This is a genomic window from uncultured Streptococcus sp., from assembly GCF_963516515.1.
GTDB lineage: Bacteria > Bacillota > Bacilli > Lactobacillales > Streptococcaceae > Streptococcus.
Genome location: NZ_CAUQCJ010000004.1, coordinates 45,857 through 65,514 on the forward strand (window position 1 = coordinate 45,857; position 19,658 = coordinate 65,514).

22 protein-coding genes and 2 tRNA genes are annotated in these 19,658 nt (G+C 38.7%); 11 read left to right on the top strand and 13 right to left on the bottom strand.

Features of this window, described 5'->3' with window-relative positions; genetic code table 11:
- Positions 1–61: 61 nt before the first annotated feature.
- From RYL77_RS01610 to RYL77_RS01625, 4 genes are read right to left on the bottom strand one after another with little or no spacing between them, the layout of a single operon-like run.
- Positions 62–535: a GNAT family N-acetyltransferase gene (locus tag RYL77_RS01610; RefSeq protein ID WP_315009345.1), complete on the bottom strand. Its 474-nt coding sequence runs from the start codon at positions 533–535 to the stop codon at positions 62–64.
- Positions 532–960: an NUDIX hydrolase gene (locus RYL77_RS01615; protein ID WP_315009347.1), complete on the bottom strand. Its 429-nt coding sequence runs from the start codon at positions 958–960 to the stop codon at positions 532–534. Before RYL77_RS01615 ends, RYL77_RS01610 begins: the two co-directional genes overlap by 4 nt.
- On the bottom strand, positions 941–2,029 hold the full coding sequence (locus RYL77_RS01620; protein ID WP_315009349.1) for a M50 family metallopeptidase: 1,089 nt from the start codon (positions 2,027–2,029) through the stop codon (positions 941–943). Before RYL77_RS01620 ends, RYL77_RS01615 begins: the two co-directional genes overlap by 20 nt.
- An 18-nt stretch (positions 2,030–2,047) precedes the next feature.
- Positions 2,048–2,518 (bottom strand): DUF3013 family protein, encoded by a 471-nt coding sequence (locus tag RYL77_RS01625; RefSeq protein WP_261075217.1) that lies wholly within the window; start codon positions 2,516–2,518, stop codon positions 2,048–2,050.
- Between the two features lie 115 nt (positions 2,519–2,633).
- Here RYL77_RS01625 and RYL77_RS01630 point away from each other — a divergent pair, with 115 nt between their 5' ends.
- The 4 genes from RYL77_RS01630 to RYL77_RS01645 all read left to right on the top strand — a co-directional run bounded on the left by RYL77_RS01630 (position 2,634) and on the right by RYL77_RS01645 (position 5,247).
- Positions 2,634–3,905 (top strand): replication-associated recombination protein A, encoded by a 1,272-nt coding sequence (locus tag RYL77_RS01630; protein ID WP_315009352.1) that lies wholly within the window; start codon positions 2,634–2,636, stop codon positions 3,903–3,905.
- Between the two features lie 264 nt (positions 3,906–4,169).
- Positions 4,170–4,242: transfer RNA gene (locus RYL77_RS01635), tRNA-Lys, on the top strand.
- 354 nt (positions 4,243–4,596) lie between these two features.
- Positions 4,597–5,112: a DUF308 domain-containing protein gene (locus tag RYL77_RS01640; RefSeq protein WP_000672744.1), complete on the top strand. Its 516-nt coding sequence runs from the start codon at positions 4,597–4,599 to the stop codon at positions 5,110–5,112.
- A 62-nt stretch (positions 5,113–5,174) separates the two neighbouring features.
- Positions 5,175–5,247, top strand: a tRNA-Lys gene (locus tag RYL77_RS01645).
- Between the two features lie 140 nt (positions 5,248–5,387).
- Here the strand turns inward: RYL77_RS01645 and RYL77_RS01650 are convergent.
- Together RYL77_RS01650 and RYL77_RS01655 are read right to left on the bottom strand one after the other, a co-directional pair.
- Positions 5,388–6,476 (bottom strand): AI-2E family transporter, encoded by a 1,089-nt coding sequence (locus tag RYL77_RS01650; RefSeq protein ID WP_001055021.1) that lies wholly within the window; start codon positions 6,474–6,476, stop codon positions 5,388–5,390.
- A 9-nt stretch (positions 6,477–6,485) separates the two neighbouring features.
- Positions 6,486–7,775, bottom strand: a complete 1,290-nt coding sequence (locus RYL77_RS01655) for a DUF308 domain-containing protein (protein ID WP_315009354.1) — start codon at positions 7,773–7,775, stop codon at positions 6,486–6,488.
- An 805-nt stretch (positions 7,776–8,580) separates the two neighbouring features.
- Between RYL77_RS01655 and RYL77_RS01660 the strand changes: the two genes are divergently transcribed.
- Complete coding sequence (locus RYL77_RS01660; RefSeq protein ID WP_315009356.1) at positions 8,581–9,726, top strand: low temperature requirement protein A; 1,146 nt, start codon at positions 8,581–8,583, stop codon at positions 9,724–9,726.
- Positions 9,727–10,252: 526 nt separating this feature from the next.
- Here RYL77_RS01660 and mgaSpn read toward each other — a convergent pair.
- On the bottom strand, positions 10,253–11,731 hold the full coding sequence (gene mgaSpn, locus RYL77_RS01665; RefSeq protein WP_315009358.1) for a virulence factor transcriptional regulator MgaSpn: 1,479 nt from the start codon (positions 11,729–11,731) through the stop codon (positions 10,253–10,255).
- A 285-nt stretch (positions 11,732–12,016) separates the two neighbouring features.
- On the opposite strand from mgaSpn, the gene RYL77_RS01670 reads away from it, so the two are divergent.
- The 5 genes from RYL77_RS01670 to RYL77_RS01690 all read left to right on the top strand — a co-directional run bounded on the left by RYL77_RS01670 (position 12,017) and on the right by RYL77_RS01690 (position 13,974).
- Positions 12,017–12,253: a GlsB/YeaQ/YmgE family stress response membrane protein gene (locus tag RYL77_RS01670; protein WP_025171608.1), complete on the top strand. Its 237-nt coding sequence runs from the start codon at positions 12,017–12,019 to the stop codon at positions 12,251–12,253.
- 83 nt (positions 12,254–12,336) lie between these two features.
- Positions 12,337–12,909 carry an alkaline shock response membrane anchor protein AmaP gene (gene amaP / locus RYL77_RS01675; protein ID WP_020901648.1) on the top strand — a complete coding sequence of 191 codons (573 nt, stop codon included), beginning with the start codon at positions 12,337–12,339 and terminating at the stop codon, positions 12,907–12,909.
- A gap of 11 nt (positions 12,910–12,920) precedes the next feature.
- On the top strand, positions 12,921–13,091 hold the full coding sequence (locus RYL77_RS01680) for a DUF2273 domain-containing protein (RefSeq protein ID WP_000455064.1): 171 nt from the start codon (positions 12,921–12,923) through the stop codon (positions 13,089–13,091).
- Between the two features lie 39 nt (positions 13,092–13,130).
- Positions 13,131–13,739: an Asp23/Gls24 family envelope stress response protein gene (locus tag RYL77_RS01685; protein WP_033681457.1), complete on the top strand. Its 609-nt coding sequence runs from the start codon at positions 13,131–13,133 to the stop codon at positions 13,737–13,739.
- Positions 13,740–13,770: 31 nt separating this feature from the next.
- Positions 13,771–13,974, top strand: coding sequence for a CsbD family protein (locus tag RYL77_RS01690; protein WP_000109951.1), 204 nt, complete (start codon positions 13,771–13,773; stop codon positions 13,972–13,974).
- 201 nt (positions 13,975–14,175) lie between these two features.
- Here the strand turns inward: RYL77_RS01690 and RYL77_RS01695 are convergent, their stop codons facing one another.
- Positions 14,176–14,631, bottom strand: a complete 456-nt coding sequence (locus RYL77_RS01695) for a GNAT family N-acetyltransferase (protein ID WP_315009404.1) — start codon at positions 14,629–14,631, stop codon at positions 14,176–14,178.
- Between the two features lie 69 nt (positions 14,632–14,700).
- Between RYL77_RS01695 and RYL77_RS01700 the strand changes: the two genes are divergently transcribed.
- Complete coding sequence (locus tag RYL77_RS01700; RefSeq protein ID WP_315009362.1) at positions 14,701–15,360, top strand: prepilin peptidase; 660 nt, start codon at positions 14,701–14,703, stop codon at positions 15,358–15,360.
- On the opposite strand, the gene trpA is transcribed toward RYL77_RS01700, so the two are convergent.
- Genes trpA through trpD form a run of 5 tightly spaced genes read right to left on the bottom strand, consistent with a single transcriptional unit; the run spans position 15,332 to position 19,656 of the window.
- A complete protein-coding gene (gene trpA, locus RYL77_RS01705) occupies positions 15,332–16,108 on the bottom strand; it encodes a tryptophan synthase subunit alpha (RefSeq protein ID WP_315009364.1) in 777 nt (258 codons plus the stop codon). The two genes, RYL77_RS01700 and trpA, sit on opposite strands and share 29 nt — an antisense overlap.
- The gene (gene trpB, locus RYL77_RS01710; RefSeq protein WP_153209279.1) at positions 16,101–17,324 is read right to left on the bottom strand and encodes a tryptophan synthase subunit beta; all 1,224 of its coding nucleotides are present in this window, start codon (positions 17,322–17,324) and stop codon (positions 16,101–16,103) included. Before trpB ends, trpA begins: the two co-directional genes overlap by 8 nt.
- Complete coding sequence (locus RYL77_RS01715) at positions 17,302–17,901, bottom strand: phosphoribosylanthranilate isomerase (protein WP_315009367.1); 600 nt, start codon at positions 17,899–17,901, stop codon at positions 17,302–17,304. The genes trpB and RYL77_RS01715 overlap by 23 nt, the downstream gene beginning before the upstream one ends.
- Complete coding sequence (trpC, locus tag RYL77_RS01720; RefSeq protein WP_315009368.1) at positions 17,888–18,655, bottom strand: indole-3-glycerol phosphate synthase TrpC; 768 nt, start codon at positions 18,653–18,655, stop codon at positions 17,888–17,890. The genes RYL77_RS01715 and trpC overlap by 14 nt, the downstream gene beginning before the upstream one ends.
- Complete coding sequence (gene trpD, locus RYL77_RS01725; RefSeq protein WP_315009370.1) at positions 18,652–19,656, bottom strand: anthranilate phosphoribosyltransferase; 1,005 nt, start codon at positions 19,654–19,656, stop codon at positions 18,652–18,654. Before trpD ends, trpC begins: the two co-directional genes overlap by 4 nt.
- Between the last annotated feature and the right edge of the window lie 2 nt (positions 19,657–19,658).

Genomic DNA, 19,658 nt, shown 5'->3' on the forward strand with positions numbered 1-19,658 from the left:
TATCTTTTTGGCACAGTGTTTAGGGCGGGTTCAGTTTAGAAATGTAACCGAACCGTCCTTTCTATTTCTCTATCAATTTTTTCATGTAGACCATATCCATGCCTTCTTTTTCAGGCTCGATATGAGTTTGATGGTAGCCGTTCTTCTCATAGAAAGCAACCATGCCTTCATCCTGTAATACCGTACACAAATCCCACTGTCTAACGGTTGGAAATTCCTCTTCTAGCAAGCGCAATCCCTCAGAGCCATAACCTTTTCCTTGATACTGGGGCAAAATCGCTACCGTTCCCAACCAAGCTTTCGTTAACTCGGCATTGATCTGAACTCGTAAAAATCCGATGTTTTCTTCATCTTCTTTTACAAAGTAGTAATAGCTATTGGGACGCTCGACTAATTTCCATTTGATTCGTTCGCGATCCTCCAGATAGGGATCATATTCATCCTGGTATTTGTCATAGACAGCCTTAAAGCTAGCTCTTTGAATCGCAATGATGGTCTCCAAATCCTCTGCACCTGCTCTCTCAAGTCTTATCATAAACTTTCCTCCAAATAATCCCTCAATCTCCCCTGCAACTGAGGTACAGCCTGTTTAGAATTGAGAAATTCCTCAATAGACATCAGTTTATAAGCCTGTCCTTCATCTCCGAAGATGATATTGTCAAATTGTTCTTGTCTTAGCTGACCAACCATAAAGACCGATTGCTTGCCTTTAAAAATTACGCTAGGATAAATCTTGCTCCAAAGCAGGCAATCTTCAGTCAGATGAATTCCCAGTTCCTCATAAACTTCACGCGCCACGCACTCAAAAGGACTTTCATCGCCTTCACTTCCACCACCTGGCAGTTCCCACATATTGGGCCAGGGAATACTTGCCTTATCATCGCGTAAGATAGTCAAGAGCTTATCCCCACAAAATAAAGCAATCTTACAGCCTGTGAAATCAGAAATTTCTAGTTTCATCTTCAGTTCCTTCTAACATTTCCTTTTCCAGCTCGGCTAACCAGTTTTCATAATAGCCTTTCTCGTCCCTCAACATTCGACTACTATCCATTTTCTGCTTTGCAATCTTCATAGCCTTGTGAGTTTGAACTACATCTTTCTTTACCTTAAATTGATACCAAGCTTGAATGACCTGCATATCTGCTGTTTTTAGAGATAAAAAGGATTTGACCCCTCGAATACTTGCATATTCTTCCGCTTTCTTATTATCTCCTTCCATCAGAGCAACTTGAAGAAGGTATAATTGAGAAATAGTTTTAGACATTGAATTATCTGTTTTCTCTAGCACAGACTGAAACTGTTGCTTCGCAAGCTCTATATTATCATCCAATATGAATACCAACCCCTGAAGAGTCTGAACACTTTCTGCAAAACTCCCTCTCACATCCTCATCAACAGGCATGATAAAGTCTTTTAAATCATATTCTTGAGGAGCTAGCAAGGTCTGGGCAGAATGCCTCAACATCAGGTAGGCGTATTTCGTATTTTCAGGGTGTTGTAGTAATTCCCAAATTTTTGCTCCATCGGTAATCCCAACTGGCAGAACATTGAAAAGAAGAAGAGATAAATTTAGACAAATCCAAGTACCTGCAAAATACCAGTTTGTTGTCAAAAAACCAAAAAGTGTTGCCAATAATATCAAGCTGAGATGAACCATCAAGCCTCCTGAAAGCATCAAGATGATTCTTTGATCACTTTCATTCTCTTTTAAACCAATATACTGAGCACCAACATTTTTTATAACTGCTGTTCGACTAAGATGAAGCCTTCCTGACTTTTTGGTTAAAAGAAAGTTCCCTAATCCAAAAGCCACCAGACGATAGCCTGTCAGATAACCACAAAATGCATGACCAAGCTCATGAAGAATAAAGATTACATACATGCTTAGAAGAGCGAATGCATAACCAAAAGTAAAGACTAAAACTGCGGAATACCCCAACTCTGCAAATGCTATTGTTCCACAAGCAAAAGCTAGCATCATCACAAGAACAGACACTGTCTGAATCAAATACGTCACAATTTTTTTCATAAACTCTCCCAATAATCCCTAGTATCTTGGATAAGGATAAAATTCTCCCTCTTCCAAACCAACTTTCCCTTCTTCAAAGACTTCTTGATTCCATTCCATGACGAATTCTTCTGCTTCTGGGTCTTCCAAAAAGTCCATGAGGGCATCTAAGCCAACCTCGGCAGTGTCTTTAAGGAATAGAGCAAAATAAGCTAAAAATTCACGAGAAAAACCTTTTTTAGGTAGGTAAGGAATAATAGTCAAATAGTCTTCCTCATTGACTGTTGACTTAGCAGGATTGTAGAAAAGAACTGCTTCTTCAAAGAGAATGTCATCTGACGAAACCTCTCCGTCTTCATCTACCATCTCCACACCTGCAGCGTTTTGCGCTTCCAATAGAAAACTCACTTCAACCGCGTGGTTGCGCTTGTCCCAACTAATCTCAAAGTCAAAGGGAAAGTTCTTCTCCAACTCTTCCTCTAAAACATCTAAAAATCCATATGTTGCCATTTTGTCCTCTTTCTATGCGATTCTTAAATCGCCCCGATTGCTCGGAAATATGCTAAAATAGATACTACCATCTTACCACATATACATCAGAAAATCCACGTTAGAAAGGACTGCTATGCCAGACAATCTCGCGCTTCGCATGCGCCCTAAAACCATCGACCAGGTCATTGGTCAGGAACATCTGGTCGGACAAGGAAAAATCATTCGTCGCATGGTGGAAGCCAACCGCCTGTCTTCTATGATTCTTTATGGACCTCCTGGAATCGGCAAAACCAGTATTGCCTCTGCCATCGCAGGGACGACCAAGTATGCCTTTCGAACTTTCAATGCGACAGTTGATAGTAAAAAGCGACTGCAAGAAATTGCGGAAGAGGCTAAATTCTCTGGTGGTCTCGTCCTATTACTAGACGAGATTCATAGACTAGATAAAACCAAGCAAGACTTCCTCCTGCCACTCTTGGAAAGTGGACTGGTCATCATGATTGGCGCTACGACTGAAAATCCTTTCTTTTCTGTCACTCCTGCCATTCGCAGTCGTGTTCAAATTTTTGAATTGGAACCTCTGTCAAACCAAAACGTCAAAGAGGCTCTACAGATAGCTCTAAGTAACCCTGAGCGTGGTTTTGATTTTCCAGTAGAACTAGATGAGGATGCGCTGGACTTCATCGCAACCTCTACAAACGGAGACCTGCGCTCTGCCTTTAACTCACTGGATTTGGCTGTTCTTTCTACCCCTGAGAATGATAAGGGCATTCGCCATATCACTCTAGACATCATGGAAAATAGTCTTCAGAGAAGCTACATCACTATGGACAAGGATGGAGACGGTCACTATGATGTTCTATCTGCCCTGCAAAAGTCTATCCGTGGCTCAGATGTTGATGCCAGTCTTCACTATGCTGCCCGCTTGATTGAGGCTGGGGATCTGCCAAGTCTCGCTCGTCGCTTGACCGTTATCGCCTATGAAGATATCGGTTTGGCCAACCCTGAAGCCCAGATTCATACCGTGACTGCTCTGGATGCTGCCCAGAAGATTGGGTTCCCAGAAGCCCGCATTCTCATTGCCAATGTCGTGATTGATTTGGCCCTTTCTCCAAAATCCAACTCAGCCTATGTAGCTATGGATAAGGCACTTGCTGACCTCAAAACATCAGGGCACTTGCCTATTCCGCGACACCTGCGTGATGGACACTACAGCGGAAGCAAGGAACTAGGGAATGCCCAAGACTATCTCTATCCACACAACTATCCTGGAAATTGGGTCAAGCAAGACTATCTACCAGAAAAAATTCGTAATCATCACTATTTCCAAGCAGAAGATACTGGTAAATATGAACGGGCTTTGGCTCAAAGAAAGGAAGCTATCGACCGTTTGCGAAAAATCTGAAATCCTTTTCAAAAAATTGCACTTTCCTCTTGATTTTTTTTGAAAAAGTGGTATTATATAAACATAGAAACGCTGTGGTGTACGACTTCACACTTAAGTGTTGACCGACTATTTTTTGTATTATTAGGGAAACAAAAGTCTTCTAACAGCATGTAGGCCGTCTCACACGGAAACAGCTTCAGTTAGAGCGAGTTGCCCACCTGCTTAATTGCGCGGGTTCAATACAAACCGTGAAGTTTCGGCACCAATACAGCTTTTTTCTTTGCCTCCTTAGCTCAGCTGGCAGAGCAGCGGACTCTTAATCCGTGGGTCACAGGTTCGATCCCTGTAGGGGGCATCTAAATACAACAGGAAAAAGCCTTGTAAATCAAGGCTTTTTTTGCTTGTCTATAACTGATTTACCCCATCATTTGTCCCACATTTTAAATCTATCTTTTCTTTTTGAATCAAATTACATCTTTACAAATAGTGTAAAGCCAGTTACTTTTGCTTTGATGCCATACAATATTTTCATGTAGAGAAGACAAATTTTATCTTCTCTTTTTATTTTCAAAATAATAAAAACTGATTTTCTTTTCATAAATCAGACTGAAACTTCCAAATTTTCCATTTTGTTTATTGATATTTCCTCTAAAAAGGTGTATAATATTTTTATTATCAAACTATACTATACTATATAGGGAGTATTGAAATGAAATTTTCTAATCGTTTATCGCTATTCCTTGCAGGAGTTGTTTTTGTCCTTTTAGGACTTTTCCTATTTACAAACCCAGTAGCTAATCTTGTTGCTTACAGCTGGTGGATTGCATTTGGTTTACTGGTTTCTTCTATAGCAGCTATTTTAGGCTATTTCTCTGTACCAAAAGAGCTTCGCTCACCAGCTCATCTTTTCCAAGGGATTGTTAATCTTCTCTTAGCTCTTTACCTCGTTGCCTATGGCTTTGTGACGCTGCCAGTTGTCATTCCAACTATTTTAGGAATTTGGTTAATTGTAGAAGCCATTATAGTTTTCTTTAAAGGCAATCGTCTGGGATTGATTTTCCCTATTATTGGCAACCATATCATGTGGATAGCGTTGCTTGCATTTTTACTAGGTCTAGTGATTTTGTTCAATCCAGTAGCTACAAGTGTCTTTGTCGTTTATGTCGTTGCCTTTGCATTTTTAATTGTTGGTTTCACCTATATCCTTGATGCCTTTCGTAAATAATCTAGCTGCCATTTTGGGCATATTAAAATAGCTGGGAAGTTACATTCTCAGCTTTTTCTGTTGCCTCCTTAGCTCAGTTGGTAGAGCAGTAGACTCTTAAGCTATGGGGCGCAGGTTCGAGCCCTGCAGGGGGCACATCTAAATCAACAGAAATAAGCCTTGAAACCAAGGCTTTTTTTAACGTCTAATAGCTTTTTGTAGAAAAGTATTTAAAAATAAAAGAGAAGAGAATCTCTCACTCTCTTCTCAGTATATCTTATTAAATTTAGTTTTTCTTAATCTAGCTGATTTTCCTTTGCAACGACAAATTCCTTAACCAATCGATAGATAACAGCAAATATCGGTGTAAAGAATATCATCCCAAGTAAGCCAAAGAGATTGCCTCCAATACTAGCAGCCGCAAGCGTGAAAATAGCTGGCAAACCAATAGACTGACCTACAACTCTAGGATAAATAAGGTTTCCTTCAATCAGCTGTATAACTTGATATAGAAGAAGAGAAAGTAAGGCTTGAGTAGGACTCACTGTGAAGATAAAAATCGCTCCCACAACACAAGCAATCATAGGCCCTACATAAGGAATGAACGATAGCACTCCTGCAAAGATACCTGTCATTACTCCATAGGGTATCCCAAACACGCTGTAACCAACCGCTATCATAACTCCTATGATAACTGCTTCAATCAGCTGACTCATCAAAAATTGGTCATAAGTCTCTAGTGCTACTTGTCCAATGTAAGTCAACTTTATCACCACCTTCTCTGGAAGAAAAACTTTTAGAAGTCGACTCGTCATCGCTGCCAAATGTTCCTTACTGGATAAAAATGAAAAGGTGAAGACTATAATCAAAAAGGCATTCATCAAACTTGAAAAAATATTGCCGATATTACTAGTCAGACCTGATAAAAAACCTATCAAAGCTTGGCTAATAGAACTAGATTGTCCCTGTATGCCTGATACGATAGTTGACAACATGTCTTTGGTTACAAATTCCGAGCTGCCTAGCAATTTCCCAAGTTGAGTAAGGACTGTTGAAAGGACTGTTCCCAGCTGACTAATAGTCTGGGCTAGGGTTGGCAGCACCAAAACCAAAAGAGCAATCACGATTAAGATAAGAGCTAGGAAAACAAGTACCATGGCAATCGGACGACGCAACTCTGCCTTTACCTTCAATTTAACTAAGTACTGTTCAATTTTTTTCATAGGAACATTAAGCACAAAAGCAATAACAGCACCATAAATCAAGGTTGATATTACATCAAAGAGAGAGATTGCTCCTGATATAAAGCTCGATGCATTCAGAATTACAAGAGCAACCAGCCCTATAAAAAGTATTAACGGGGTGTATTTTTTTACTAAGTTCATAAATTCTCCTTAATAAACATGTTTAGATACGACTATACTATTTGGTTTTTCAAACTCTCGATTAAGGTAGGCTTGGTAAGTTCCTGGAGCGATAAATCCTTTGGGTGAGAGGATATCGGTGCCAGCCTGACCGACTATGGTATCAGCCAAGAGCACACAGTTTGTAGATAAGACAAAGTAGGATTTAAACTTAGATTTGATAAATTTATAAAGTTCCCCATCTGTCTCATGTCTGATTTTATAAGCGTAGGTGTAGTCTTCCTTACCATCACCTGTCATGATTTTATCTGCACTTGGCTCCCATGGAATCGTCAGTTGTTTCAATTCAGCCAACTTTTTCTGAACTGCTTTTTCCATTTCAGGCGTCAAATCTATCCCATAACCAAAAAGCGTTTTTTGACTCTCACGTTTACATAGGTCAATGTACTTGTCACGATCACAGAAATATAAGACACCATCTCCTACCATACCAAATAAGGTCTCAGATGACGGATCATAGTTGCCATAAGAAATAACACGGCCCTGATAGCAGATATCCACATGACCAATAGCTGAAAACAGGGAGGTCTCAGCTGTATGAACAAAAATTTCTAGCTCTGCTGTCTTACCAGACTTCACTATTCCAAGATGGATATCTTCTTCCTCATCAGCATTTTCCAGCATAAATTTGTTAACTTTTGCTAAAGTTCTTGCAGGGATGAAAGCGGCTAGGACAATAGGTAAGCTAATTCTAATGCGACGTTTGAGATGGTTTTTCCCAATTTCCCCTTCAAATAAGAAACCGTCACGGATATTGGACAGACCATAAAGGAAAAAATAAGCCCCTAAAACAAAGAGTTGAAAGACAGAATTTCCCGTAGAGGACAAAAGACTAGCTCCACCAAGAAAAACTAGTAGAATACCATCTAGTAAGAGACGAAAACGAGGTCGAATATTATTTTTACGGTAGAGAACATAGGTGACAAGATTAATCGTGGCCCTAAAAATCTGATAAACTCCAATCACAAGAGCCAGAACATAAATCGGTATATCAGTCGCAAGATTAGAACCTAGCAAATATCCCAGCACTAACAATTTAACCAGTGCAACTCCCAAGGTATCCGTTGACTGGCTTTTTTTGAAAACTCTTAATAGCAAATCTACGACCGTTGCTATCCAAGCTAAAAACAGAACCAGGCGAATAACTGTTACTGGCAACCAAGTCCCCGTGACCATCAAGATGAGACCTAGCAGAACAAACAAGAACCCCTGAGCAAGTAATTTCTTACCTGTCAGACCTAAAGATAGAATTTTCGCCATATAAAAACCTTTCAACAATAAAAATTAAACACTCCGATTAAACTGACTAGTAAATAGCCAACACTACAAACAGCCTGTGCCAGCAACATATGGTGACTAGAAATGACTGTAGTAATGTCACCATCTTGTCTTATGCACTTCTAAAATTTGTTATATTGATTAGAAACCAGAGCTTATAAAAACTAGCTAAACTCGAGAGATAGACACAATTGCGACGAAAAAATGTATAACCAATTCAACTTGTTAAGGTAAGAAAGCATTATTTCCAATCTATTAATTATTCATCTATTACCTATTATGACACAATATTCCCTATAGTTCAACTTTTTACTTGTTTTTATATTACACGGACTAAAAAGTTTTCAACAGTTGATTGCATTTGTTTTAATAAGTTTTAACCTTTCTTGGTTAGATAAAAAAAGAACCATACAGTTTAGAATCTGTATGGTTTTTGCCCCACTTTTGTCCCATTTTTAAATCATGACATTGAAAATACCTAAAATCACTTATATTTCAATATTTTTAATTGCTCTCAATATGAAAGTCCTTTCCAAATCCCTGTAGGGGGCATCTAAATACAACAGGAAAAAGCCTTGATTTACTAGGCTTTTTTGTGTAGTCTTAGCACTAAAAAACGATAGAAAAAACACCCCTTCTGAACTGCACCCCAAAAGTTAGACAGAAAAAACCTAACTTTTGTGGCGCAGTTCATTCGCGTCACATGAAGTTATTTAAGCATCTCCCTTTTTTTTATTACCATTTTCTGTTATAATAAATTGTACTTCTAAAATAGAAAGGTCTTAAGATGACAACTCTTATTAAACATAAACGTGTAGAATTTTCAGAACTTTTTTATGACTTAGTTTTTGTTTTTGCAATTTCAAAAGTAACTACTTTAATTGACCATCTTCATAACGGTATTTTGACTTGGAATTCTTTCCTTGATTTTTTCATTGCTACTTTGGTTCTCATCGATTCCTGGATGATTCAAACCGATTATACCAATCGCTATGGAAAGAACTCTTTATTTAACATAGTAATCATGTTTATCAAAATGGGAATTTTACTCTTTATAGCCAATATGATTGGACCTGATTGGCAACAATATTTTCATTATGTCTGTTGGGCTATTGGTACATTAACCCTTACCTTATTTTTTCAATATTTGGTTGAGTTTTTTAAAAAATCAACCGATAATGTTCATAGGGAAAGTATCAAAGGTTTTCTATGGATAACAGGTCTACGAAGTTTAGAAATCTATCTAGCAGCTCTTCTTCCTATTTACATTGGAGTCTATATCCTTTATGCTAGTATTCTGCTAACATTTATTACGCCAATTATCTTGCTTAGTAAAGATAAGCATTACCAGGTAAATCTCCCCCATTTAATCGAGCGCATCTCCCTTCTTGTCATTATTATGTTTGGAGAGATGATTATGGAGCTAGCTAACTTCTTTACAATCGAGAATTTCTCGATTTATTCGGTTCTTTATTTCATTATTATGATTTCTCTGTTCTTGTTTTATTTTGGTCAATTCGACCATGCTATTGATGAAAAATCTAATCAAAAGGGACTATTTCTAATTTACAGTCACTATCCTATTTTCATTGGACTTATGATGATGACTGTATCGATGAGTTTTCTTCAGAATCCTGAAGCTAATCGTCTCTTTGCAACCAGCTTCTCTTATATCGGATTTGGCCTCTTTCAAGCTGCTGTCCTAGTAAATGGGCCCCATAACAAACACTATCTTCGCTATTCGAAAAGTTACTACTGTGTCCAAGCTACACTCTATCTGGCTGCCTTGATTCTCTCTTTAATCTTTGCTTCTAATCCTATAATAGTAGTAAGTATTACAACCATTTTAGCTCTAGCTATAGCTATTCATTCTATTTATTTTTATATGACACAGACTAAAAAACATTCCACACCTTACTGGGAGTTGTTTTAATGAGTTTATAACATAAAAAAAGCTTTGGAAACCAAGGCTTTTTTTTCATTAATTTGTTTTTCCATTTTATCCTCCAATTTGATCTCGCACTGACATTTATTTATAACAAAACTATATATCTAGAATAGCATAATCATTAGGTATTATAGGTTTTCAAACCAAATACGAGTCATTCGTTTTTGCCCCACTTTTGCCCCATTTTTAAATCCTGACATTGAAAACACCTAAAAGTATTTCCCTAAAATCAGCTATATTTCAACATTTTTGTTTATTTTCAATATGAAAAGTTCTTACAAATCCATGTAGGGGGCATCTACATACAACAGGAAAAGCCTTGGAATCAAGGTTTTTTTCGTATCTTCTACAAAAAAAGCAAGAGTTTTAGAGGACTATGACTCTAGATGTACATTTTACTTAAATGACTGAAGGTCTTTTCTTAATAAAAACACCCCAAAAATTAGATTTTTTCTGTCTAACTTTTGAGGTACAGTTCAAAACGCGAAATAGCATTTTTTATTTTAGGTTACTAATCTAATCGAATAAACATCATGGCATTTAACAAAGATATGAGTGAGACCGTGTTTATATTATTTGAATAGATCAGTCTCTTATTTTCAATCGGAGGAATAATAAAATTAGAAATGATGATATCATAAGGCGATTCTTCTAAAGATTCCTTTGATAATTCTAATTCAGTCCAAACTTCAAGTTCAAAATTGTTGCTGCAATAATAAGAAAGTGTCTCTGCAACGGATTTTGCATGATACTGATCAAAATTACTCATAACCAGAACCTTCAGCTTTGGCTGATTTTGTAGTAGATTAAGCACCAAATGTTTGGTATGAGTGATGAAGGTATAAGATAGATGATTTACCATCATTGAACTAGAACAAACTTCAAGAGTCTCTAAATAATGAGAAAGCTCTTTTTTTACATCTGAAACAAATTTAGGGAAAATATTTTGAAAATTCCTGATTGTATTCCCTTTTTGATCAAATAAAATAAACTCAGTGGACAACTCCTGACGATACAGATGTGCAGTATTATGCAGATGCCAAATCAGATTATCCTTATTCTCAATCTCAATCTGATACTTGACTGAAATCTGATCGATAAAACCACTCAATAGATGGTAAGATTTTTCAACATAGCTATCCTTTTTTACGCATTTCAAAAAGAGACTTTCATCTATGAAAAACATTTTTTGAAAGTAAGACACAAATAATTGGCAAACGACTTCTTCATCTAAAGAGATATTGTATTCTAATTCAAAATTCTTAGCAACACCTTCTATTCCTTCTGCCTGCATTAAAAAATCCAAACTTTGATCGTTAAAAGAGTCTTTCTCTACTTCCATGAAATGACTAAACTTTATTCTATATAGGTTCGTAACTAGGAGCAACTTTAGCATTCTATGAGTTGACAAATTCATTGGAAAGCTTGTTTCCTTATAAACCAATTCTAACAATTGAGATAGGGGTTCTGATGAAAAATTTTCAAATGGCCATTCAAGGAAATAATATTTTTCTGAAAAATATTGTGCAAAAAAGTAACGAATGTCTCTCTCATTTCCAATGATTTGAACAGGGGTCAGACTGATTTCAAATTGAAATTGTATTTTAATCACTTTATTGATTTGGCTAATAATACGATAGAGCGAAGATGAACTGATATAAAATTCTTTACAAATACTCTCAGCTTGACAACCTTCATTAAAGAAGATAAATTCTAAAATCGAAAAATGAGTTGAATGCTTAAAGAAATGATGGTAAACCATTTCAATATCGCTATCATCAGTATTAATAATGCGTATACCATTAGTAGAAGAATGAAAAATCAAGTCAGGAAAAGCAGATTTAACATGGGATAAATCATCTTTGACTGCACGTTCTGTACAATTTAGTAACTCTGCTAGTTCAGAACGATGAAACCATCGTTTATGTTCAAATAATAATTCTAATAATTCTAATTGCCTATGACTTTTTTTAGATAATAAATCTCTCATGAATGTCTTTCTCTCTTTATAAATTATCGGATTTCACCTCTTGCAATTATACCACAAAGAATAGGTATAGCATGCTATAACGACTTTTACTAAGATTCTTTATTTCGTATAATAACAGTACGGAGGCAATATATAAACAATTTTCTCATTTTACCGTCTATTGAGGACATGAATACAGAATCAAATTCAAGTCGAAAGATTATATTTTTAGTTTTAAAAATTATATAATATCAACAATCAAAGAATTTGATTTTTTGAAATTAAAATAATAAAGGAGGGTAGGCAATGTTGTGGTCAATTATTGCTGGAGGTCTTATTGGACTTGTAGCAGGTAGAATCACTAAAAAAGGTAGTTCTATGGGAATCGTCGCAAATGTATTCGCTGGTTTAGTCGGGTCATCTGTAGGGCAATCCCTTTTAGGTAGTTGGGGCCCATCCATCGCTGGAATGGCTTTGATCCCATCTATTGCAGGAGCAGCAATTGTTGTTACTGTAGTATCATTCTTTACAGGTAGAAAGTAAACTTTTCGCCAGTAAAGCTAGCAAACTATTTTTAAATCAATGACGAGAAAAATAGTTTAAATGTTAAATCGAAAGGATTGTATATGTCAAAAGCAAAGAAAATATGTTTCATTATTTTCTGTATTTTAATCTTGACAATTTTCCTTCCTGTTTTGATAGATTATCATCAAGTTAGTGATCTAGGCATTCAGCTATTTAGCTGGAGACAGAATCATTTCGTTGAATTCTATCTCTCTAGATATATATTCTGGGGGATAGTGGCTCTATCAACTTTAGTTTTGTTATCGATGTTAGTTGTGTTGTTTTATCCTAAACGTTATTTGGAAATTCAACTTGAAACTAAAAACGATACATTAAAATTAAAGAATTCTGCAATCGAAGGTTTTGTTAGAAGTTTGGTAAGTGATCATGGATTGATTAAGAACCCAACTGTTCATGTAAATTTACGAAAAAATAAATGTTTCGTTCATGTAGAAGGTAAAATTCTTCCTTCGGACAACATCGCTGACAGATGCCAACTAATTCAAAATGAAATAACTAATGGATTGAAGCAGTTTTTTGGTATTGAGCGTCAGGTTAAACTAGAAGTTCTAGTAAAAGACTACCAGCCTAAACCAAAACCTCAAAACAAAAAGACTGTTAGTCGTGTGAAGTAAGGAAGTAAAAAATGGAATGGCTTAAACAATATCGATATCCAATTATCGCTGGTCTCATAGGCGTATTTCTCGCTTGTTTGATTATCTCCTTTGGCTTCTTCAAAACAATATTTGTATTGATTTTAGGAGCACTGGGAGTTGCAGCTGGATTATATATCGAAAAAAACTATATAGATAAATAAAAAAAATAAAAATTACTAATTTAATTAAAGGAGTTTCATATGTCAAACGAAAAAAACATTAACACTAACGTAGAAAAGAAAGATGCTACTGCTGTAGCTCACGAAATCAAAGGAGAACTTACTTACGAAGATAAAGTTATCCAAAAAATCATTGGTCTGTCACTAGAAAACGTTTCAGGTCTTTTGGGAATCGACGGTGGTTTCTTCTCAAATCTTAAAGAAAAAATCATTAACAGCGATGATGTAACAAGTGGTGTTAACGTAGAAGTTGGTAAAACACAAGTTGCAGTTGACTTAAACGTTATTGTTGAGTACCAAAAAAATGTTCCAGCTTTATATTCAGAAATCAGAGAAATCGTATCTTCAGAAGTTGCTAAAATGACTGACTTGGAAGTTGTTGAAATCAACGTAAACGTTGTCGACATCAAAACTAAAGAACAACATGAAGCAGACTCAGTAAGCCTTCAAGATCGCGTATCTGACGTGGCTGAATCAACAGGAGAATTCGCTTCAGAACAATTCGAAAAAGCTAAATCTGGTCTAGGATCTGGTTTCTCAACTGTTCAAGAAAAAGTTAGCGAAGGTGTAGAAGCTGTTAAAGGTGCAACAACTGGTGTAGTATCTCACGAAAAAACTCGTGTAAACTAAGATTAAAATAAATATAACAGGAGAAATTATCATGTCAGTAGAAGAAAAATTAAATCAAGCTAAAGGTTCTATTAAAGAAGGTGTTGGAAAAGCCATCGGTGATGAAAAAATGGAAAAAGAAGGAGCAGCTGAAAAAGTTGTTTCTAAAGTAAAAGAAGTTGCTGAAGATGCCAAAGATGCTGTAGAAGGCGCTATCGAAGGTGTTAAAAACATGCTTCATAAAGAAGATAAATAAGGTTTATACTTTATATATAGTTTTAAAATTAAAATAGAGAACATTATTGAACTGCATCCCAAAAGTTAGACAAAAAATCTAATTTTGGGGGTCAGTACATATTCGTTCTCTTTTTTTATTTATGAAATTCTAACAAAATATGAAACTATATCAAAAGTAATTGTTATTCAGAATATCCTTGTAATCAAAACTTTATGCTTTCTATCTCCCCTTTTTCATGATGTATTTCCGTACAGGTTCTTCAACTATTTGAACGATTTCAAATCCTTCTTTTTGATAAAGGTGCTGGGCTGCTTGATTTGCCTCGAAGACATTTAAAGAAATACTATCTATGTCTCCATTTTCAAAGGCCAAACTAACAAATTTCCTTAAAGCCTGGCTACCTAAGCCTTGCCCCTGTTTCTGGGGATTGATAAAAAATCTTCCAATATGAAGATTCTTGTCTTCTAGCCTGATTTTCTGGATAAGCCCCACAAACTCTTGTCCATCAAAGATCGAAAAGATTCCTTCCAACTCCTGCAAGGTTTGGATAGTCAAGGGAAAAGAAATCATTGTTCCCATCCATTGTTCTTGAAAGGATTTGCCTAGGGAGTTGGACCATTGGCAGACGAGCTGAGCATTTTCTGTAGTCACATTTTCTTCAAAACGAATTGTCATCTTGACCTCACTATCTTGTTTATGTTTCTCCATTATACTACTTCTCCCATTTTTTACGAATAGATAAGTATGATTGATATTTATTTTTTTCTTGTCGGGAGCATTCTCGCTTCCTTTCTTGGTTTGGTCATTGACCGTTTCCCTGAGCAATCCATTATCAGTCCAGCCAGTCACTGCGATTTTTGTCAGATTCGCTTGCGTCCCTTAGATTTGATTCCTATTCTGTCGCAGGTACTCAATCGCTTTCGCTGTCGCTACTGCAAGGCTCCTTATCCAGTCTGGTATGCCTTTTTTGAACTAGGTTTAGGACTCCTCTTTCTGGCTTGGTCTTGGGGATTACTTTCCTTGGGGCAAGTCATCCTGATAACTGCCGGTTTGACCTTGAGCATCTACGACTTGCGCCATCAGGAATACCCCTTACTGGTCTGGATTGTCTTTCATCTACTCCTAATGGTCTGCTCTGGCTGGAATCTGGTCATGGTCTTCTTCCTTGTCCTTGGAATTTTGGCTCATTTTATCGATATCCGCATGGGCGCAGGGGATTTTCTCTTTCTGGCTTCTTGCGCTCTCGTCTTTAGCGCAACAGAATTACTCATCTTGATTCAGTTCGCTTCTGCGACGGGCATCCTGGCCTTTCTCCTGCAAAAGAAAAAGGAAAGACTTCCTTTCGTGCCTTTCCTCTTACTCGCTGCTTGTGTGATTATTTTTGGTAAGCTACTGCTTGTTTGATAAAGTCCTCAATCGGCTCTCCTTGGTGGAGAGCTTTTACGATTTTCGAACCTACGATAACACCATCTGACACCGAATTAAAGCGTTCTACATCGGCTTGACTTGACACACCAAATCCTGTCAAGACTGGGATATCTGCTACTTGATGCAATTGTGCCAAGTGCTTGTCCAAATCTGCACGGTAATTGCCTGATTTCCCTGTCACCCCATTGATGGCAACGGCATAGACAAAGCCTTCTGCTCCCTTGATCAACTCTTTTTGACGCTCAAGTCCTGTGGTCAAGCTTACTAAAGGAATCAAAGCAATGTCTGTATCTGCCAAAAAAGGCTCTACAAAGTTGGCATGCTCATGAGGCAGGTCTGGGATAATCAAGCCCTTAACTGCTGTATCTGCCAAATCTTTGACAAATTTCTCCACACCGTACTGAAAGAGAGGGTTAAAGTAGGTCATGATGACAAGCGGAACCTCTGTTTCAATGGTTTTCAAGGTTTCAACCAAAGCCTGAGTAGACGTCCCGTGAGCTAGACTGCGTAAGCCTGCTTCTTCGATAACAGGTCCATCTGCAACAGGGTCTGAAAAGGGAATACCCACTTCAATGGCTGAAACGCCTAAATCTTCTAAAAAGTGGATTGTTTCTCCGAGTCCATCCAAACCTTTCTCGTGATCTCCAGCCATGATATAGGGAACGAAAATTCCTTTTCCAGCTGCTTTAATAGCATTCAATTTTTCTGTTAGTGTCTTAGGCATGAGCTTCTCCCTTCTTTGCTGCATCTGCTTCCAAGCGGTCTTTGACTTGGACCACATCCTTGTCCCCACGACCTGATAGGCAGACAATCATAGACTTGTCTGGTCCAAGTTCTTTGGCTAATTTCACTGCGAAAGCAATGGCATGGCTAGATTCCAAGGCTGGGATAATCCCTTCTACGCGAGACAAGAGCTGGAATCCTTCCAAGGCTTCTTCGTCTGTCACAGGAACATAGCTGGCACGTTTGATATCGTGGTAGTGAGAATGTTCTGGACCGATACCAGGATAGTCCAAACCTGCTGAGATAGAGAAGGCTTCAAGAATTTGACCATGGGCATCTTGGAGCACATCCATGAGAGAACCGTGGAGGACACCCGGACGACCCTTGGTCAAGGTAGCAGCGTGGTGTTCCGTATCCACACCAAGTCCAGCCGCTTCAGCCCCATACATAGCTACTGATTCATCTTCTACAAATGGATGGAAGAGCCCGATAGCGTTAGAACCACCACCAACACAAGCTACTAGGGCATCTGGCAAATCTCGACCTGTCAAGTCACGGTACTGTTGTTTAGCTTCTCTACCAATAACGCTTTGGAAGTCACGAACGATTTCTGGGAATGGATGAGGCCCCAAGGCAGAGCCAAGGATATAGTGGGTATCATCGATATTAGCTACCCATGAACGAAGGGCCGCATTGACTGCATCCTTGAGCACGCGCGAACCATCTGTTACGGCTTCAACCTTAGCTCCCAAAAGCTCCATACGAAACACATTGAGGGCTTGGCGTTTGACATCTTCCTCACCCATGTAGATAGTACATTCCATGTTAAAGAGGGCTGCAGCAGTTGCAGTTGCCACACCGTGCTGACCAGCACCTGTTTCAGCGATAATTTTCTTTTTACCCATGCGTTTAGCCAGAAGAACTTGTCCCAAGGCATTGTTAATCTTGTGGGCCCCTGTATGGTTAAGGTCTTCACGTTTAAGATAAATCTTGGCTCCGCCAATATGCTGGGTCAAGTTTTTTGCGTAGTAAAGGGGAGTTTCACGTCCTACATACTGACGTAAGAGTTGGTTTAATTCCTCTTGGAAACTTGGGTCTGCCTGACTTTCACGGTAGGCCTTTTCCAACTCCAAAACTGCTGTCATCAATGTTTCTGGGACGAAACGTCCGCCGAATTTTCCGTAAAATCCATCTTTATTTGGTTCCTGATATGCCATTCTTTACCCTCTCTATAAATCTTCTAATCTTTTCATGATCTTTTTGTCCATCTGTCTCCACTCCGCTTGATACATCTACTGCATAGGGAGTAAAATGTTGAATTGCTTTTACTACATTGTCTTCCTTAAGTCCACCTGCGATAAAGAAGGGCTGAGCTAGTCCAGCCGTATCCAGTTGACCCCAATCAAAGGTCTGGCCACTCCCAGCCACAGGAGCATCAAAGAGTAGATAGTCTGCCTGAGAATTAGGCACATGCCCATTTCCATCCACCTGCACAGCCTGAATGCTGGCACAAGGCAAATTCTCAAACAAATCATCTGCTACCTGACCATGAACTTGAACCAAGTCCAAGCCAACTTTTTCAATCGCTTCTAGCAGTTGAGCTCGACTTGGTGAAACAAATACACCAACCTTTTTAACGTTCACTGGAATGAGCTTTGCCAGCTCAGCAGCCTGTTCTAAGGTCACCTGTCTCTTACTAGGTGCGAAGACAAAACCGATGTAGTCTGCTCCTGCTGATACGGCTGTTTCCACCGCTTCTTTGGTCGATAGTCCACAAATCTTAACCTTTGTCAATCTGCAACTCCTTGATTCTTTGAGCCACATCCTCTGCCTGCATGAGAGCTGTTCCCACCAAAATTCCGTTAAAGTATAGGGCTACTCGTTCCGCATCCTGCCCTGTGAAAATGGCAGATTCAGAAATATAATAGCGACCTTCCTTAAAGTGCTGGGCCAAGTCTACACTGGTCTGCAAGGCGACTTCAAAGGTGGTCAAGTTGCGGTTATTAACCCCAATAATCTCCGCACCAAGTCTATGAGCCACTTCTAGTTCAGCTAGATTGTGAGTTTCCACCAAGACTTCCAGACCAAGCTCTGTCGCGTAGTCATAGAGTTCCTTGAGGCGTTCTTCTGACAAGGCAGCCACGATGAGCAAGATAACTGTCGCACCGGCATTGCGGGCGCGGATGATTTGCTTTTCATCGATGATAAAGTCCTTGTTGAGCGTCGGAATATCTACCTGACTGGAAATCTCCCTTAGATAATCCAAATGCCCTTTAAAGAAAACCTCATCTGTTAAAACCGAAATCATCACTGCTCCGTTCGCTTCATAAGTCTGGGCCTGCTGCACAATATCCACATCGAGATTGATATCTCCCAAACTAGGGCTAGCTTTCTTTACCTCAGCGATTACCTGCAAGCGGTCTTGGTGATTCTTCAAAAAGTCAGCCAAGCGATAGGTCTGGCGCAGGGACTGGATTTCCTCCAGCTCCATCTGCTCAACCTCACGCGCCTTCTGCTCCAAGATTCGTGCTAAAAATTCCTGACTCATTTTTGGTACTCCTGTAACAGTCTGAGTTTTTCAAGGGCCTTGCCACTAACAATCACTTGACGAGCCAAGGCAACTCCTTCCTTGATACTAGCTACCTTACCATTAGCATAGAAACCAAGACCAGCATTTAAAACTGTAGTTTCCAAGAATGGACTTGGTTCATTTTTAAGAACGCTGAGCAAAATTTCTGCATTTTCCTGAGCATTGCCTCCACGGATATCTTCGATAGCGTAGCGTTCCATCCCCAGATCTTCTGGAGTAAAGCTTGACAAGGTGATTTCGCCATTTTCAAGCAGAGCAATCTTGGTTGTTCCATTCAATCCAGCTTCATCCAGTCCTTCTGGTCCAGCAACTACGATGGCACGTTTGCGACCCATATTTTTCAAAACCTGAGCTGTACTTTCTAGCAGTTCTGGACGACTAATACCAAGAAGCTGTGTTTCCAAAGCCATTGGGTGAATCAGGGGACCAGTCAAGTTCATAATCGTTGGAATTCCCAATTCCAAACGAGCTGGCATGATGTATTTCATCGCTGGGTGCATATTTTTAGCGAAGAGAAAGACGATTCCAGTTTTATCAAAGACCTTACCTAGTTCAGCTGGTTTGAGGTCTAGGTTGATGCCCAAGGCTTCTAGGACATCTGCAGAACCAGATTTAGAAGAAATCGAGCGGTTACCATGCTTGGCCATGTGAACACCGCCACCAGCCAAGACAAAGGCTGCAGTTGTGGAAATGTTAAAACTGAAAGACTTGTCCCCACCTGTACCACAGTTGTCCATGGCATCATGAATCTCAGTTGGAATATGTTGTGCATGTCCTCTCATGACTTGGGCAATGGCTGTGCGTTCTTCAGGTGTTTCCCCCTTCATCTTAAGGGCCAAGAGAAGAGAAGCAATCTGCGCCTCCGTTACACGCCCAGTTACGATACGCTCAATGACATCCGTCATTTCCACACCTGATAAATTTTCAAATTTTGCTAGTTTTTCAATAATCTCTTTCATCC